18 protein-coding genes are annotated in these 13918 nt (G+C 65.1%); 6 read left to right on the plus strand and 12 right to left on the minus strand.

Features of this window, described 5'->3' with window-relative positions; translation table 11 throughout:
- Positions 1–123: 123 nt before the first annotated feature.
- Positions 124–531, plus strand: coding sequence for an SdpI family protein (locus ACIBI6_RS32595; protein ID WP_364348616.1), 408 nt, complete (start codon positions 124–126; stop codon positions 529–531).
- A 43-nt stretch (positions 532–574) separates the two neighbouring features.
- Here ACIBI6_RS32595 and ACIBI6_RS32600 read toward each other — a convergent pair whose 3' ends face one another.
- The 7 genes from ACIBI6_RS32600 to ACIBI6_RS32630 all read right to left on the minus strand — a co-directional run bounded on the left by ACIBI6_RS32600 (position 575) and on the right by ACIBI6_RS32630 (position 6197).
- Positions 575–946: a type II toxin-antitoxin system death-on-curing family toxin gene (locus ACIBI6_RS32600; protein WP_396958807.1), complete on the minus strand. Its 372-nt coding sequence runs from the start codon at positions 944–946 to the stop codon at positions 575–577.
- Complete coding sequence (locus ACIBI6_RS32605) at positions 943–1137, minus strand: ribbon-helix-helix protein, CopG family (RefSeq protein ID WP_364348613.1); 195 nt, start codon at positions 1135–1137, stop codon at positions 943–945. The genes ACIBI6_RS32600 and ACIBI6_RS32605 overlap by 4 nt, the downstream gene beginning before the upstream one ends.
- A gap of 85 nt (positions 1138–1222) precedes the next feature.
- Positions 1223–1606, minus strand: coding sequence for a cupin domain-containing protein (locus ACIBI6_RS32610; RefSeq protein ID WP_364348610.1), 384 nt, complete (start codon positions 1604–1606; stop codon positions 1223–1225).
- Positions 1607–1777: 171 nt separating this feature from the next.
- Positions 1778–2812: an aminotransferase class I/II-fold pyridoxal phosphate-dependent enzyme gene (locus ACIBI6_RS32615; protein WP_364348607.1), complete on the minus strand. Its 1035-nt coding sequence runs from the start codon at positions 2810–2812 to the stop codon at positions 1778–1780.
- The gene (locus tag ACIBI6_RS32620; protein ID WP_396958808.1) at positions 2809–3852 is read right to left on the minus strand and encodes a 3-oxoacyl-ACP synthase III family protein; all 1044 of its coding nucleotides are present in this window, start codon (positions 3850–3852) and stop codon (positions 2809–2811) included. The genes ACIBI6_RS32615 and ACIBI6_RS32620 overlap by 4 nt, the downstream gene beginning before the upstream one ends.
- Before the next feature lie 9 nt (positions 3853–3861).
- A complete protein-coding gene (locus ACIBI6_RS32625) occupies positions 3862–4521 on the minus strand; it encodes an SRPBCC family protein (protein WP_364348601.1) in 660 nt (219 codons plus the stop codon).
- Complete coding sequence (locus ACIBI6_RS32630) at positions 4518–6197, minus strand: thiamine pyrophosphate-binding protein (RefSeq protein WP_364348598.1); 1680 nt, start codon at positions 6195–6197, stop codon at positions 4518–4520. Before ACIBI6_RS32630 ends, ACIBI6_RS32625 begins: the two co-directional genes overlap by 4 nt.
- A gap of 202 nt (positions 6198–6399) precedes the next feature.
- Between ACIBI6_RS32630 and ACIBI6_RS32635 the strand changes: the two genes are divergently transcribed.
- The 3 genes from ACIBI6_RS32635 to ACIBI6_RS32645 all read left to right on the plus strand — a co-directional run bounded on the left by ACIBI6_RS32635 (position 6400) and on the right by ACIBI6_RS32645 (position 8778).
- On the plus strand, positions 6400–6915 hold the full coding sequence (locus ACIBI6_RS32635) for an EXLDI protein (RefSeq protein ID WP_040697293.1): 516 nt from the start codon (positions 6400–6402) through the stop codon (positions 6913–6915).
- 118 nt (positions 6916–7033) lie between these two features.
- Positions 7034–8011 carry an ATP-binding cassette domain-containing protein gene (locus ACIBI6_RS32640; RefSeq protein WP_364348594.1) on the plus strand — a complete coding sequence of 326 codons (978 nt, stop codon included), beginning with the start codon at positions 7034–7036 and terminating at the stop codon, positions 8009–8011.
- On the plus strand, positions 8008–8778 hold the full coding sequence (locus tag ACIBI6_RS32645) for an ABC transporter permease (RefSeq protein WP_364348591.1): 771 nt from the start codon (positions 8008–8010) through the stop codon (positions 8776–8778). The genes ACIBI6_RS32640 and ACIBI6_RS32645 overlap by 4 nt, the downstream gene beginning before the upstream one ends.
- A 50-nt stretch (positions 8779–8828) precedes the next feature.
- On the opposite strand, the gene ACIBI6_RS32650 is transcribed toward ACIBI6_RS32645, so the two are convergent.
- From ACIBI6_RS32650 to ACIBI6_RS32660, 3 genes are all read right to left on the minus strand, one after another.
- The gene (locus tag ACIBI6_RS32650) at positions 8829–9536 is read right to left on the minus strand and encodes a zf-HC2 domain-containing protein (protein ID WP_364348588.1); all 708 of its coding nucleotides are present in this window, start codon (positions 9534–9536) and stop codon (positions 8829–8831) included.
- Complete coding sequence (locus ACIBI6_RS32655; protein WP_364348585.1) at positions 9533–10042, minus strand: sigma-70 family RNA polymerase sigma factor; 510 nt, start codon at positions 10040–10042, stop codon at positions 9533–9535. The genes ACIBI6_RS32650 and ACIBI6_RS32655 overlap by 4 nt, the downstream gene beginning before the upstream one ends.
- A gap of 157 nt (positions 10043–10199) precedes the next feature.
- Complete coding sequence (locus ACIBI6_RS32660) at positions 10200–10844, minus strand: YqgE/AlgH family protein (protein ID WP_364348582.1); 645 nt, start codon at positions 10842–10844, stop codon at positions 10200–10202.
- Between the two features lie 116 nt (positions 10845–10960).
- Between ACIBI6_RS32660 and ACIBI6_RS32665 the strand changes: the two genes are divergently transcribed.
- Positions 10961–11722 carry a 1-acyl-sn-glycerol-3-phosphate acyltransferase gene (locus ACIBI6_RS32665; RefSeq protein ID WP_364348579.1) on the plus strand — a complete coding sequence of 254 codons (762 nt, stop codon included), beginning with the start codon at positions 10961–10963 and terminating at the stop codon, positions 11720–11722.
- Between the two features lies 1 nt (position 11723).
- Here ACIBI6_RS32665 and ACIBI6_RS32670 read toward each other — a convergent pair whose 3' ends face one another.
- Complete coding sequence (locus tag ACIBI6_RS32670; protein ID WP_364348576.1) at positions 11724–12035, minus strand: GNAT family N-acetyltransferase; 312 nt, start codon at positions 12033–12035, stop codon at positions 11724–11726.
- Positions 12036–12175: 140 nt separating this feature from the next.
- On the opposite strand from ACIBI6_RS32670, the gene ACIBI6_RS32675 reads away from it, so the two are divergent.
- Entirely contained in the window at positions 12176–13774 is a 1599-nt protein-coding gene (locus ACIBI6_RS32675; RefSeq protein WP_396958809.1) for an alpha/beta hydrolase, read from the plus strand.
- Between the two features lie 13 nt (positions 13775–13787).
- On the opposite strand, the gene ACIBI6_RS32680 is transcribed toward ACIBI6_RS32675, so the two are convergent.
- Entirely contained in the window at positions 13788–13910 is a 123-nt protein-coding gene (locus ACIBI6_RS32680; protein ID WP_396958810.1) for a hypothetical protein, read from the minus strand.
- Positions 13911–13918: the final 8 nt, after the last annotated feature.

Genomic DNA, 13918 nt, shown 5'->3' on the forward strand with positions numbered 1-13918 from the left:
CTGCCTTCTTGTTCTCGCCGATCCCCGTCATAGATGTGCCTATCAGGGTAGAACGTCCGGGCTTATACACCGAAAATCGGGCGGGCTGGATTCGGCGTCGCGGCGGTGCGCTAGCCTCGTTGGGTGTTCGTCGTCGCTCTCACCCTGTTCGTGCTGGCCATGGTTGCCATCGCAACCGGCGTGCTCGGACTGACCGGGCGGCTGCCACGCAACCGCTTCATCGGGGTGCACACCGAGGCGGCACTGCACGACGAGGAAACCTTCCGCATCGCCAACCGCGTCGCCGCCCCCACCTCCCTGGCCGCGGGCGCACTACTCTTCGCGGGCGGTCTCGTCGCACTCGCCGCAGGTGGTTTCCCGGCTTTGATCGTGGCGGTGGTGACAGCCACCGTGGCACTGTTCACCCTTGGCGCGGGCGCGAATGCCGCAGCTCGCGCGGTCGAGTCGTTGGTTCCCGCACAAGAGACCGGCGGCTGCGGTTCCTCCTGCGGCGCGTGCTCGTTACGCGACGCCTGCGCCCCGACCAACTGACACGCGGTCGCGACCAGACCCCGTCGCGACGTCGTGTGCGTTGCTATTCGCGCCATTTCCGGAGGTGCTCGGCGATCTCCGGCACGTCCATGTCCCCGACTGCGACGGCGATCATGATCGGCTCCTGTTCGTCCGGGAGGGCGGCCAGCATGACTCCGTTACGTTCGAGCATGAGGGCCGCCGCCAGGAACGCGGTGCGTTTGTTGCCGTCGATCAGGGCACGATTGCGAGCAAGCGAATGCAGCAATGCTGCGGCCTTTTCGAGCAATTCCGGATACGGATCGACGCCGAACACCGTGGTGGACGGACGTGCGGCGGCAGAGGCGAGCAATCCGTAATCCCGAATCGCGTCGGTACCGCGGTTCACGGCCCGCGCGATCAGTAGGAGTTCGTGGACCGTCAGATATCGGATCACGCGAGCCGTTCCTGCAATTCGGCGTGCCGGTTCATGGTGCGGGCCAGCATCGCCTCGAACACTTCCTGGTTCGCGGTGAGATGCAGATGTATCGCTTCCTTCGCGATCTCTTGCTTGGAGCGGCCGGTGCGCGCGGCTTCCTCGGTCAGCATGCGGTCGTCGTCGTCATCGAGTCGCAAGGTCATCGCCATAACCTGCATGATACCTGTCAGATACCACGACAATCCGATCGCGCGCCAGCTGCTGCTGCGAGCACCGGACAAGTCGGTTCGAACGCTATTGGTCGGCGCATTCAGGCGGGTCGACGTGATGTGACAGCGGGCTACCGACGGGGTTCGAGTACAGCACGAACAGGGTCACCGGGGTCGTCCCGAGATTGCGTGCCACATGGGGATAGGACGGGCCGCTGGGCTCCCGGAAGATTCGGCCGCGCCGGTAGGTGACCGGGACACAGTCGCCACCGGGATGGTCGAGGGTGCCGCGGGCAACCAGCACGAACAGCGTGCCGTCGTGGTAGTGCCAGCCGCTTGTCCCACTGGACTCGATGACAGTCTGGCGAACAACGACCTCGCGCCGCCCCAGCGTGAACCGGAACAGCACGCGACTCGCGGTCCCGCGCGCTGGTGCCGAATTCACCTGGAACTTCCGCCACGGCGTCATCACTCCATCGAACCACCGCGCGATCACGAGAAGTTCGTGGACCGGCACGTATCGGATCACTCGAGCCGCAAGGTCCTCGCCCCTAACCTGCATGATGCCTGTCGAGCATCTCGGGTTGGGGCGGCGGCGCAACGGAAACAGGTTCCGTGAGCGCCGCCGCTCCAACACCACCTAGCGCAGTGACTCCAGCGCCTGCAGCACCGCGCTGTCCGCCTCGGGGTCTCCGACGGCGATGCGCGCGCTGCCGTCGGGGTATGCCTTGGCCGCGATGCCGGCTCGGCGCAGCGCCGTTGCTACGCCGGGGCCCGGCAGGTACAGGAAGTTGGCGTAGCTGCGCGGCACGGCGATGTGTCGACGCAGCAACGCACTGCGCAGGGTCTCGCGTGCGGTGGTGATGCGCAGGATGCGCGCGGCCAATTCGGGTTCGGCGGCGTAGGACGCGGCGACCGCGGCCACCGCCGCTGAACCCACCCCGAACGGCAGCTGCAGCCTGCGGACGCGGCTGATCAACTCGCTGCGCCCGAAGGTGTAGCCGATGCGCAGCCCGGCCAGTCCGTATGCCTTCGAAAAGGTGCGCAGGACCAGCAGATTCGGATGTCTATTCAGCAGCGCCAGTGTGTCGACCTGATCGGCGGGGCCGAGGAATTCGGCATAGGCCTCGTCCAGGATGACCGGTACCCGCCGCGGTACCGAGCACAGGAAGGACTCCAGCGCACTGGCCGGGATCGCGGTGCCGGTCGGATTGTGCGGACGGCAGACCACCACCAAACCGGTCCGCCTGTCGATGGCCTTCGTCATCGCCCAGAGATCCTGATTGCCCGCGGCATCCAGGGGCACCGGAACAACCTCGAGATCGGCCATCTCGGCCATGATCGGATAGCCGTCGAAAGTCGGTGCCCCGTAGACGATTCCGTCACCGGGTTTGGTCAATGCCTGGATGATCTGCATGACCACCCCGGTCGCGCCGGAACCGACGACCACCTGATCCGAATGCACCCCGACGTGTCCCGCGATCAACCTCGGCAGCCGACGCGGCAGGAATTCCGGATAGCGATTGGCCTGCGCCAGTACGCTGTTCACGGCGACGAGTACCGAAGGCAATGGCGGAAACGGATTTTCGCTCAGGCTGAGATCGAACCGCGCCTGCGTCCGCTGACTTCGATGCTGTTGCGAGGGCCGAGATTCGTCGGCCACCCGCACTCTCATCTCGCCGCACCCCAGCGCACGGCCGCGGCCCCGGCGAAATCACCGGCGTGCGCGAATGCCGATAGCAGCACCACCGAGCCGTTGCGCAGCCGACCCGCCCGATTCTCGGTATCGAGCGTGACCGGGATACCCGCGGCGAACAGATTTCCGCACTGATCGAAGGTGTCCGGGTGCCGCTCCGGCGGCAGTTCCAGCGCATCGTGCCAGTTGCGCAGGAACAGCCGGTTCGGCTGATTGGTGACGAAGGTGTCGATATCGCGGCCCTTCACCCCGATCCGATCGCACACCGTCAATGCCACCTCCGGCACCAGCCGATTGCCGCGTGCGAACACCTTGGTGATCTTCGATTCGGTGAAGCTGACGCAGCCCTCGCCCTCGCCCGGCTCCCAATACTTGCGCTCGCCATTGGTCGAGAACTCCATATCCCCGGCGAATTCGGGATAGGTGCGGCATTCGATGTCCAGGATCGGCGCGGAATCATCCTTGACGAGCAGTCCGACACCGCAGGCGTCACCGGGCACCGGGGCCTGGGCGAGCTTGCGGATTTCGGTCTGGGTGAACACCGGGCCCGCGCAGTTCTGGGTGGCCGCGATGAGCGCGGTGCGGGCGTCGGTGGTCTGCAGGATCATCCTGGCCATGGCCATCATGTGCACGAAGGCCGCACAGCCGCCATTGTGCACGTCGTAGACGAAACCGGGTTTCATCCCGAGGCGACGGGCCACCTCGGGTCCGCAACCCATCACCGGATTGTCCGGCAGCTGGGTGTGTGTGATCAGTACATCGATATCCGTAATCGCCTGTGCGCCATGGCGTTCGATCAGCGGCGCGACGGCGCGCTCGACCATATCCACAGCGGTCTCGTCCCCGGCCACATGGTGGCGCGCCTTGGGCGAGCGGAACATGACGTTCTTGGCCATCCGATCGGATCGGCTGTACTGGGTGAAGTATTCGGTGCCGACCGGCTCACCCGGCAGATAGCTCGCCACATCGACGAGGCTGACCGTCGGCAGTCCAGCGGTGTTCGGATTGGAGAAGTTCATGGTGCGGCCTCACTTCATCCAGTCGGGCTTGATCGGAAGACCGTTTGCCGCACGGTATTCGCAGATCGCCTTGAGGTTGTCCATTTCGAGCTGGTGCCCGGCGGAGAACATCTCCCAGAAGTCGCCCACCCACACCGGGCGCTTATCGGGAGCCGTTTCCGGATAGGGATTTTCGTCGTAGAACGGGTGATGGCAGTTGACCCACAGCACCACCGAACCCGGCTTGTTGAACACCAACTGGGCATCGATCACCCGCAGCAGGTAGATCATCCACAGGTGCTGTCCCTGATCCCAGGCACAGTGGTAATCGACGGTCATGCCCTCGCGGTGCGCGACGGTGCGGGTGAAGATCTTGGTCCCCGGGCCGAGCCGGTCCCAGGCCAGCCACAGACCCGGCTCCTCGGTCTCGACGAAGCCGCGCAGACTATAAGTCCACTCCTCCAGGCTGCGGGTATCGGCCAAGTATTCCCACACCTCATCCGGCGGCGCGGCGATATACGCCTGTACCGGACAGTACTCGCCGAAGATTTGGTCGTGCGGATACACCGATCGCAGCATGTCCATGATGATCGGCGTGGTTGCGTCCTTATCGGAGTTCTCGATCCGCAGCACACCGGGGACTACGTCTTCCGGAATATCGCTGAGGGCGGGGAGGGCGCTTGTTGTCACGGCTTCTTCTCCAATGTCGCGAGAAACGGGATGAAGGGTGGGACTTCGTCGGGGTCGACGTCGACCGAGATGAACGCCGGCCCTTCGGATTCGACGCATCGCCCCAGTGCGATGGCCAGCTCTGCGGTAGTACGGACGGAGTACGCGGACAGTTCAGGGAACATGGCATCGATGCCCGCGCCCAGGTTGGTGGGCCGAAATCGGTTGAAGCTGTAGCGATCTTGGTAATAGAGCTGTTCGCGAGTGACGCACATGGCGTGTGCGTTGTTGTTGAGCACGATGAAGATGACCGGCAGCTGATGTTCGATCGCGGTGTGCAATTCCATGCCGTGCATGTAAAATGCGCCGTCACCTGCGACGACAATGGTGCGTCTGATTCCGGACGGTCCGCGACGCCGTGCGAATGCCGAACCTATTGCGGCGCCGAACGCATAGCCCATCCCGCCCATGCCGAGCGCGACCACGAATCGGCCGCCGCGCGGCACTCTCAAATGGTGCACCACCGCGGCCCCGGTATTGCCCGCATCGGCGAAAACATCCGTGCCCTCGGGCAATAACGCCTCGATCGTCGCAACCAGTTCGCGATAGCGCAGACCGGGACCGGTGGACTCGGGTACCCGCAAAGGAGTCAGTTCGTGCGGAGGATACGGATGACTCGAGTCTTCGACACCGTTGGTGAGTTCATTCGCGAGTTCGGCCAGATCCCGCGCTAGATCCGTACTCGTGGCGTGCATCGCGGACAGGTACGGCGCGGCGACACCGATATGCGCGACGGTGCGGTCGGCCAACAGCTCGTCCAACCCGGTGCGCGCGGTGATCGGCATCGGTGTGCCGACGATCAGGCACAGGGTCGCCGAGCGCAGTGCCGCCGACAGCTCCGGATGCCCCATACTCCCGGCGACACCGCGGAACGCCGGGTCGGCATTGTCGTAGGTGTCCTTCGCATCCGGGGCGACACCCACCGACGCATCCAATGTGCGTGCCAGCCGAGCGAGTTCGGCACGGGCATCGTCACGCGCGACCTGGTCGCCCGCGATGATCACGATCTTGCCGACCGTGCGCGCCGCGGTCAGCGCCGCGCGTAGCCGGGCCAGGCCGCTTTCATCGCGTCGATGCGTCTGTGGTGCCGATCGGAATGGTGGGACATCACCGATATCGCTCTGCTGCACGTCCTTTGGCAGCAGCAGGACTGCGGGTCCGCCGCGCCGGGCGGCCTCGACCGCCCTGGACAACTTGTCGGGTAGATCGGCGGCGCTGTCCACTCGTGCGCAGTACTGGGTGATCGCGCCGAACATCCGTGCCGCATCGATGGTGCCCGCGAGTCCACTGGAGTCCTGGAATGCGCCGTTGCCCTCCAGTGCGGTCGGCGGCTGCCCGACCAGCGCCAACACCGGCACCCGGGAGGCGAACGATTCGGCAAGTCCGGCAACGAGATTCATCGCGCCACCGCCGGAGGTGGCGGCGACGACGCCGAGTCCGCCGGTCGAGCGGGCATAGCCGTCGGCCATGGTGGCGGCCGAAAACTCGTGCTTGGCAACGATTCCCGCGACGTCGTATGGCGCATCGAAGAGCGCGTCGTATAGATCCTCGATATTCGCGCCGTCGACACCGAAGATGTGCCGCACCCCAAGGGTGGAAACCGCTCGAACCAGATAATCTACGACCCTGCTCGGCATCGGTTCTCCTCTCGCAGTGACCGGCTGTGTGCCTGAGGCCGAGCACGGGCTCGGTCACACATCGCGTACACGTGAACTACGAGTTGGACTGCTCAGCGGTTCAATACCTCGCGCACGATGTACTCCCCGCACAACGCGCTCGGCAGATTCTTGTGAGCCGCCACGGCTTGTGTGTACGTATACATCTACGTATAGTGAGTTCATGCCCAACAAGACGATCTACGTTGCCGATGACGATCTGCCCCTGTTCCAGCGTGCGCAGGAGTTGGTCGGCGGCAACCTCTCGGGGGCGGTGACCACCGCACTGCGGCGGTTCATCGAGCTGGAAGAGGGCAGGCTGGAGGGCTACGACGAGGTTGTGCTGCGGGTCGGTCACAACGGCGTGCGCCAAGTTCGCTTCTCCGGCGCCCTGCTCGGCGAGCACCGCGACGTGAATGAAGAGCGCATGGAGCACGTACGGGTGTATCGCAGTCGGAAGGGCAAGTTCGTCATGCACGCCCAGTATTCGAACTGGGACGAATACCCGCAGAGCACCAATTGGGTCAAGGATCTGACGAACTGGCGGCGCATGCTCGGCGTCGGTGACCAGGACTGGGGCGACTTCATTTTCGAGATCGTCGATTCGCTCGGCGAATTGAAGGGAAAGATTCCGGACAAGCTCTACGAGCGGGTGGCTCAGATCGCCGACCGTCCGCCCGTCGAGGAACTCGACATCTAGTCGAACTCGATACCAACCGAACACCACCTCGGACAACGCCGCACCGGACTTCGGGCGCGGTGCGGGCAACCCATGCTGTCATTCGCATTCTTTTATCAAAATTCTCGAAAGGAAGACCATGACCAACGGTCATCGCGCCCCCGCCATTTCGGCGCAGGGCCTGCGTAAATCGTTCGGTGAGCACGTGGTGCTCGACGGCATCGACATCACGGTCCAGGAGGGCACGATCTACTCCCTGCTCGGCCCGAACGGTGCTGGCAAGACCACCACCGTGCAGATCCTCACCACGCTGCTGCGTCCCGATGCGGGTGAGGTGCGTGTCGACGGCCATGATCTGATCACCGAACCCGATGCCGTGCGAACCGCGATCGGTGTCACCGGCCAGTTCTCCGCGGTCGACGAATTGCTGACCGGCCGCGAAAACCTGGCCCTGATGGGCGATCTGCATCATCTGCCACGTCGCGAGAGCAAGCGCCTGGCCGCGGAACTACTGGAGCGCTTCGACCTCGTCGAGGCCGGTGACAAGACCGCGGCCACCTACTCCGGCGGCATGGTGCGGCGGCTGGATCTGGCCATGACGCTGGTCGGCGATCCGCGCATTATCTTCCTGGACGAGCCGACCACCGGCCTGGATCCGCGCAGTAGGCGGGTAATCTGGGAAATGATCCGCACGCTGGTCGACGACTACAGCGTGACCGTCTTCCTCACCACCCAGTACCTCGAGGAGGCCGATCAACTGGCCGACCGGATCGCGGTACTCGATCACGGCCGGATCGTCGCCGAGGGCACGGCCGCCGAATTGAAGCGGCGGGTACCCGGCGGACATATCCGACTGGAATTCGCCGATCAGCTCGGACTGGCCGCCGCGGCAACGGCATTGGGGCCGGACGCGCGCGTCGTCGATGACACGGCCGAGGAGGAATTCACCCTCGCGGTCCCCAGCGACGGCGGCGTCAAATCGCTGCGCGCGGTGCTCGACCGGCTCGACTACGAGCAGATCGAGGTCGCCGGACTTTCGGTGCACACGCCCACTCTCGACGACGTATTCCTCACCCTCACCGGACATCCCACCGCCGAAAAGGAGACCGTGCGATGAGCATGACCTACGCGCTCGCCGACTCGAAAACGATGTTGCGGCGCAGCCTGCTTCATGCGAAGCGGTACCCCAGCATGACCTTCAGCATCATCCTGATGCCGATCATCCTGCTGCTCACCTTCGACTTCGTTTTCGGTGGCGCACTGGAGAAGTCGTCCGGCGGCAACTATATCGACTACCTGACCCCGGGCATGCTGTTGATGATCCCGGCCTATATGACCGCGGGGGTGGCGGTCTCGGTCTGCACCGACACCACCAAGGGCATTGTGAATCGCTTCCGCACCATGGCGATTTCGCAGTCCTCGATACTCGCCGGACATGTGGTCGGCGCATTGATCCAGGCCCTGCTCGGCATCGCCGCCATGGTCGGTGTCGCGGTGCTCGTCGGTTTCCGGCCGTCGGCGAATGTCGTCGAGTGGATCGCCGCATTCGGACTGCTCGCCATGCTCGTCTTCGCACTCACCTGGCTCGCGGTCGGTATGGGGCTGGTCGCGTCGAGTCCGGAGAGCGCGAGCAATATGCCCTTCCCGCTGATCATGCTGCCGTTCCTCGGTAGCGGCCTGGTCGGCACCGACACCATGCCGGTCGGCATGCGTCAGTTCGCCGAGTACCAGCCGTTCACCCCGCTCACCGAAACCATCCGCGGACTGCTCATGGGCACCGAGATCGGCAATAACGGCATCATCTCCGTCGCCTGGTGCGTCGGTCTCGGTCTGGTCGGATACTTCTGGTCGACCTCGGTCTTCCGCAAGCAGGGCCAGCGCTGAACCACCGAAAGCGATCCCCCCGCCGAATTCGGCGGGGGGATCGAAGCGTGTCAGACCGTGCCGGACAGCAGCGTCTCGCCCGTCGACGCCTTGCGGATCTGCACCGCCTGGATCTGATCCGGCGTTTTGGCGATGGTCCGGTCGATCGTCAGCTCGGTGCCGGGGCCGGCGGGCCACCGGTCGAGTTTGGCCTGGCTGCCGTCGGTGCCGATGACGTACAGGTCCAGATCCCAGTCGTACCTCTGGTCGCTCGGTCCATAGCTGCAGGTCATCACTATCCGGGTCTTGCCATCGGCCTGTAGGACCTTGAAGCTGGCCGTCACCGGATTCGGTGTGATCGGTTCCATACTGCGTTCGGCCACAACCTGTTCGGGGCTCGGCCTATCCACCGCGGTGACCGCGGTGACCACCGGAACCGCGATGGCCACCGCCGCGGCAGCCGCCGCAATCGCGGCACCTACGGCCGCCCATCGGCTGCGGCGCCTGCGCTTCTCGGCGGCATCGGCGAGCCGGGGCAGCAGCTGAGCGGGGGGATTCGCCTCGCCCGCAGTCTTTTCCGGCGGCTCGATCATGGCGAACGCGGTGTCGGGATCGACCATGGAGAGCAGACCCGGGAGTCCGGCGAGATCGGCTACCGCCGCTTGGCAAACCGGGCAGCCAGCCAGATGCTCTTCATACTCCCGTCGTTCGGTGCGGGACAGGGAGCCGAGAATGTACGGTGCGTCCCACGTCGAATAGTCGTCGGCGATGTCCGTCATTGATTCGTCACCCCCATCTCCTGTAATGCCAGCCGTAGCGCCCGCATGCCGTAGTGCATGCGAGATTTCACCGTGCCCGCCGGGATACCGAGTTCCTCGGCGATCTGGTGGGTAGAAAGGCCTCGATAGTAGGCCCGCACGATCACCTCGCGATGATCGCCGCTGAGTCTGCTCAATGCGTCCGCGACCAGCCAGCCGTCCAGGGCCCGATCGGCCTGATCCGGTGTGGCCTGTTCCGGCGGATTATCGGTGCGGAATTCGCGCCGATTGCGGGCACTGCGGTGCTCATCCACGGCGAGATTGCGCGCGACCGTGAACAGCCACGCCCGTGCCGATGTCGTCGATTGATCGAGCACGTGCGGGCGCTGCCACGCCCGCAACAACGTCTCTTGCACGATGTCCTCGGCCCGACCTGGATCGCGGACCAAACCGAGCGTGTACCGCCACAGCACCGAAGCATGTTCCTGATACAGAACCCGCATGAGCTCGTCTTGTTCGTCGGGCATTAGTCACCTGCTTCCCCGCCTTTCCCTCGGATTCCTCGCGGGCCGGCGGTGATTGGGGTGATCAGCTTCTTTGCGCACCCGCTGAGTTACCCATGTTCTCGCCAGATCAGTTGTCTCGTTGCATGTCGTTATTTCCTCCTTCATGCAAACCACGTCCCTAGTTGCGTTCTAGTTCAATCGGATGCGTGGCGAGCAAGGATAGGGGCAGTGGCTGGCGGCGTAGCACGTGGGCCCACAGGTCGGGGCGGCCGGTGCTGATCGGATCCGAGGGCAACGCGGATAGGACGATCCAGTCGTTGTTCTGCAGTTCGCCCTCGAGTTGGCCGAAGGTCCAGCCCGCATAGCCCGCGAAGATCCGCAGGCCCTCGATCAGCGGGGCGATCTGATCCGGGTCCGCGTCGAGATCGACGAGCACCACGCGGCCATCGATGCGACGCAGTCCACGCACGCCCGTGATCGACGCGCCGACCCGGATGGTGCCCAGACACAGCGCCGCGTCCCGCTTGACCGGTCCGCCGATGAAGAGCGTGCGCGGCGCGGCGGCCGCCTCGGACCAGTGCGGAAGCACGTCGTGCACCGCGGTATCGCTCGGACGGTTGAGCACGACACCGAGGCTGCCCGCCTCGTTGTGTTCGATGATGTACACGACGGTGCGCCGGAAGGTCGGCTCGACCAGTTCGGTCGCCGACACCAACAGGGTGCCTGCGCGAACCACCTGCTCGCCCTGCCGGAACTCGCGTCGCCTGCGGTCACCGCGTCCGCCGCGAGTTTTCCGATCGTCCGGGTCATCTGCGCGTGCCACACCGACATCATCGCACTGGCGCGGGCGGTTCGTCGGTCAAGCGGCGTGGCGGTTTCCCGGGTCGAGGGCGGCCGGGATCTCGATCACCCCGAAAACAGACCGGTTAGGGTGTGGCCATGGAACGGCCCGAGGTCCTCCTCGACAACGCTGACACTGTGTACGACTTCTATCGCAGCCACCGGCAGAACCGCCTCAAGGCTTGGGGCGCCTACGCCATTCTCGGGCGTCGATACCATCCGCGCGTCACCTATGCCGAGGGTGCGCAAAAGGTGCTGCACCAGGTGATACGCCAGGGCAGCCCATTGCTCGTCGCGCTCAACCACCTCTCCGAATCCGACCCGTACACCGTCGCCGCCGCGGCCTGGCGCAGCGAATTGCGTTCGGTGATCGGGCGAGTTCGGGTGCTGGCCAAGGACGAACTGTTCCTCGATCCCGACCAGCGCCGCAAGATCGACATGATGGGCGGCATCCCGGTATTCCGCGGTAAAGACCACGGCCTGCGGGCGGTGAATGCGGCCGGGCAGCGGATGATGGACATCTGCGCGCAGCGGCTGGCCGACGGTGACGGCATCGCGGTCTTCCCGGAGGGCACCTGCAACGATGTCGACCACACCGAGGTGCAGCCGGTGGGGAGCGGGATCGGACATATCGCATTCCGTGCGATGAAGCTGGGTGCGAAGCCGGTGCTGGTCAGCCTGGGTTTGAGCTACGGGCCGCGAGCCGATCCGAGCGAGCCGGTCACCAAGGAGGAGGCCAAGTCGGCCAGCTTCTATTTCGGGGTGCCGATCACCGAGCTGCCGACCAAACCCTCGGAGATCGCCCGACTGGTGCGCACCGACCTACAGCAGGCGCTCGACGGAGCCGTCGCCGCGTACTGACCTACAGCGGCAGGCCGAGTTTCTGGCGCGCCCACTGCGGAACCATCGCTATGTACTCCGGTCGCGACTCGACGACATGACGCACCATCGGGCACATCGGCAGAATGCCGAAACCCTCCTGACGCGAGTCGTTCAATGCCGCCTGCACGAGAACCCGGCCGCATCCCCGGCCTTCGTGCTTCGGGTCGATCTCGGCATGGATGAAGGCGCGTTCGGCGCCCGTGTCCTGATATTCGGCGTAGCCAGCGATGGCACCGTCGACGTAGATCTCGAAACGTTCCAGCGCGAAGTTGTTGCGGACCTCAGTCGACATGGCTCGACGTTACTCCGGTGGGCGCGGATGGTTGTGCACCGCAATGCCAATCGCGGCTCGACTTGTCTGCGCGTCCCAGGCTGACCAGAATGCACATGGTCGCGTCGAATACCGCGATGGGCCCGGCGGAGGTACGAAACATGATGAGGACGCCAGGTTTTCCGCGAGCGCTGGTCACTGTCGCGGCCGCGAGCCTGATCAGCGGATCGATCGTGACGGGTTGGGCCGAGGCCGCACCCGCGGCATCCTTCGGCGCCTGCCCGGATTCGTCGGTGACCGAGGGACGCGATGTGCAGTGCGCGGTGATATCCGTCCCGATGAATTACGCCGAGCCCAAAGGTGCGCGCATCGAACTCACCGTCAGCCGGATTGCCGCGACCGGGGATCGTCGCGGCGTCATCGTCGCGAATCCGGGCGGACCCGGCGCGGATGCCCTCGACTACTGGGCCCGTCGGATCGAATCGATACCCGCCGAACTCAACGAGCACTACGACCGGGTCGCGGTGCAGCCGCGCGGACTGCGCTGGGCCACGCCGCTGCGTTGCGATTCCCAAACGACGAGCTCGGCGTCGAAATCGGCTGAGGGCGACCAAGTTTCGCTGGGCGGCGGTAATCGCGACGATATCAAGAAAGCATGCGACGCGGAGCTGCCCGGTTACCTCGACACCATCACCACCGAGAGCACCGCGCGCGATCTGGACGAGGTGCGCGCCGCACTCGGTGTGGATCGGATCAGTTATCTCGGGACCTCCTACGGCACCTACCTCGGCGCGGTGTACGCGTCGTTGTTCCCGAGCCGGGTAGATCGAATGGTGTTGGACTCCAATGTCAATCCAGATTGGGTGTGGACCGAGGAATTCGCGCAACAGCAGGTCGCGGGCAAACAGCGGCTCGACGATCTGTTCGCCTGGATCGCCGAACACAGTGGCGACTACGGGCTCGGTGAAACCGCGCTGCAGGTCTACCAGAACTGGGTGCGGCTGGTCGCCGACCAGGGCGGCGGCTGGTACGCCAACCTGACCCCACCACCCGCGAGCGTCACCGATCTGCCCGGCGCGCTGCCCGAACCGCTCGCCGAAATCGCCCGCGACGGTTTCAACGACAGTGTGGAACAGGCGGGCAAGGTGCAGAATCTGGTGCGCCTGCTGGTCACTGGCGGCGGGTCCGCACAGGTGCCGCTGGTCGGTGCGACCGCGGTCGCCACTTACACCCGTACCTTCTGGCCGACCTTCGCCAGGGCGATGGCCGAGGCCAATATCGATCCGAAGAATGTCCGCCAGCTGCTTGCCATCGAGGGCGCGACCAGCACCGATCCCACCGGCCGCTTCGTCTTCTCGGCCATCACCTGCAACGAGAACAATGTGCCCGGCCGCTACGAGCTGATCGGCTCGGCCATCGCCACCATCGCAACCGGCGGCAATGCCATGGACGCCCGCGCCGATCTGGTCCGCTCCGGAACCGCCTGCGGCAGTTGGAAACCGGTGACCAAGCCGGTCCCGATCACCGGAAAGGATCTGCACACCCGCCCGCTACTGCTGCAGAGCCGCTGGGATGCGCTGACCGCCTACGCGGGCGGACCGGCCATGGCGTCGGCGCTCGGCGGATCACTGATCACGGTCGAGGGCGGCGACCACGGCGCATTCGGCCGCGGCAACACTGTCGTCGACGATGCTGTGATGACGTATCTGCGCACCGGTCTGGTCACCATCGACCACGCCGACCAGGCGCCGTTGCAGTAGGCGGTATCGGCGCTCAGGCCAATCCGTACCCGGCCGCTGGCTCGTCGGCGACCACCGCTCTCCGGCGACCATCCAGCGGTGGTGCGATATCCGCCGCGTATATGGCGCGGGACAGTCCGTGGTAGTCGACCTGCATCGGTCGGT

Origin of the sequence: Nocardia sp. NPDC050412, assembly GCF_044458825.1 — a bacterium.
GTDB lineage: Bacteria > Actinomycetota > Actinomycetes > Mycobacteriales > Mycobacteriaceae > Nocardia.

Bases quoted from the DNA above. Each gene is read 5' to 3' on its own strand.
- ACIBI6_RS32630 (WP_364348598.1), bottom strand. From the start codon at position 6,197: ATGCCGAGCAGGGTCGTAGATTATCTGGTTCGAGCGGTTTCCACCCTT.
- ACIBI6_RS32665 (WP_364348579.1), top strand. From the start codon at position 10,961: ATGGAACGGCCCGAGGTCCTCCTCGACAACGCTGACACTGTGTACGAC.
- ACIBI6_RS32645 (WP_364348591.1), top strand. From the start codon at position 8,008: ATGAGCATGACCTACGCGCTCGCCGACTCGAAAACGATGTTGCGGCGC.
- ACIBI6_RS32635 (WP_040697293.1), top strand. From the start codon at position 6,400: ATGCCCAACAAGACGATCTACGTTGCCGATGACGATCTGCCCCTGTTC.
- ACIBI6_RS32675 (WP_396958809.1), top strand. From the start codon at position 12,176: ATGATGAGGACGCCAGGTTTTCCGCGAGCGCTGGTCACTGTCGCGGCC.
- ACIBI6_RS32680 (WP_396958810.1), bottom strand. From the start codon at position 13,910: ATGCAGGTCGACTACCACGGACTGTCCCGCGCCATATACGCGGCGGAT.
- ACIBI6_RS32670 (WP_364348576.1), bottom strand. From the start codon at position 12,035: ATGTCGACTGAGGTCCGCAACAACTTCGCGCTGGAACGTTTCGAGATC.
- ACIBI6_RS32655 (WP_364348585.1), bottom strand. From the start codon at position 10,042: ATGCCCGACGAACAAGACGAGCTCATGCGGGTTCTGTATCAGGAACAT.
- ACIBI6_RS32605 (WP_364348613.1), bottom strand. From the start codon at position 1,137: ATGGCGATGACCTTGCGACTCGATGACGACGACGACCGCATGCTGACC.
- ACIBI6_RS32640 (WP_364348594.1), top strand. From the start codon at position 7,034: ATGACCAACGGTCATCGCGCCCCCGCCATTTCGGCGCAGGGCCTGCGT.
- ACIBI6_RS32610 (WP_364348610.1), bottom strand. From the start codon at position 1,606: ATGACGCCGTGGCGGAAGTTCCAGGTGAATTCGGCACCAGCGCGCGGG.
- ACIBI6_RS32650 (WP_364348588.1), bottom strand. From the start codon at position 9,536: ATGACGGACATCGCCGACGACTATTCGACGTGGGACGCACCGTACATT.
- ACIBI6_RS32620 (WP_396958808.1), bottom strand. From the start codon at position 3,852: ATGAACTTCTCCAATCCGAACACCGCTGGACTGCCGACGGTCAGCCTC.
- ACIBI6_RS32615 (WP_364348607.1), bottom strand. From the start codon at position 2,812: ATGAGAGTGCGGGTGGCCGACGAATCTCGGCCCTCGCAACAGCATCGA.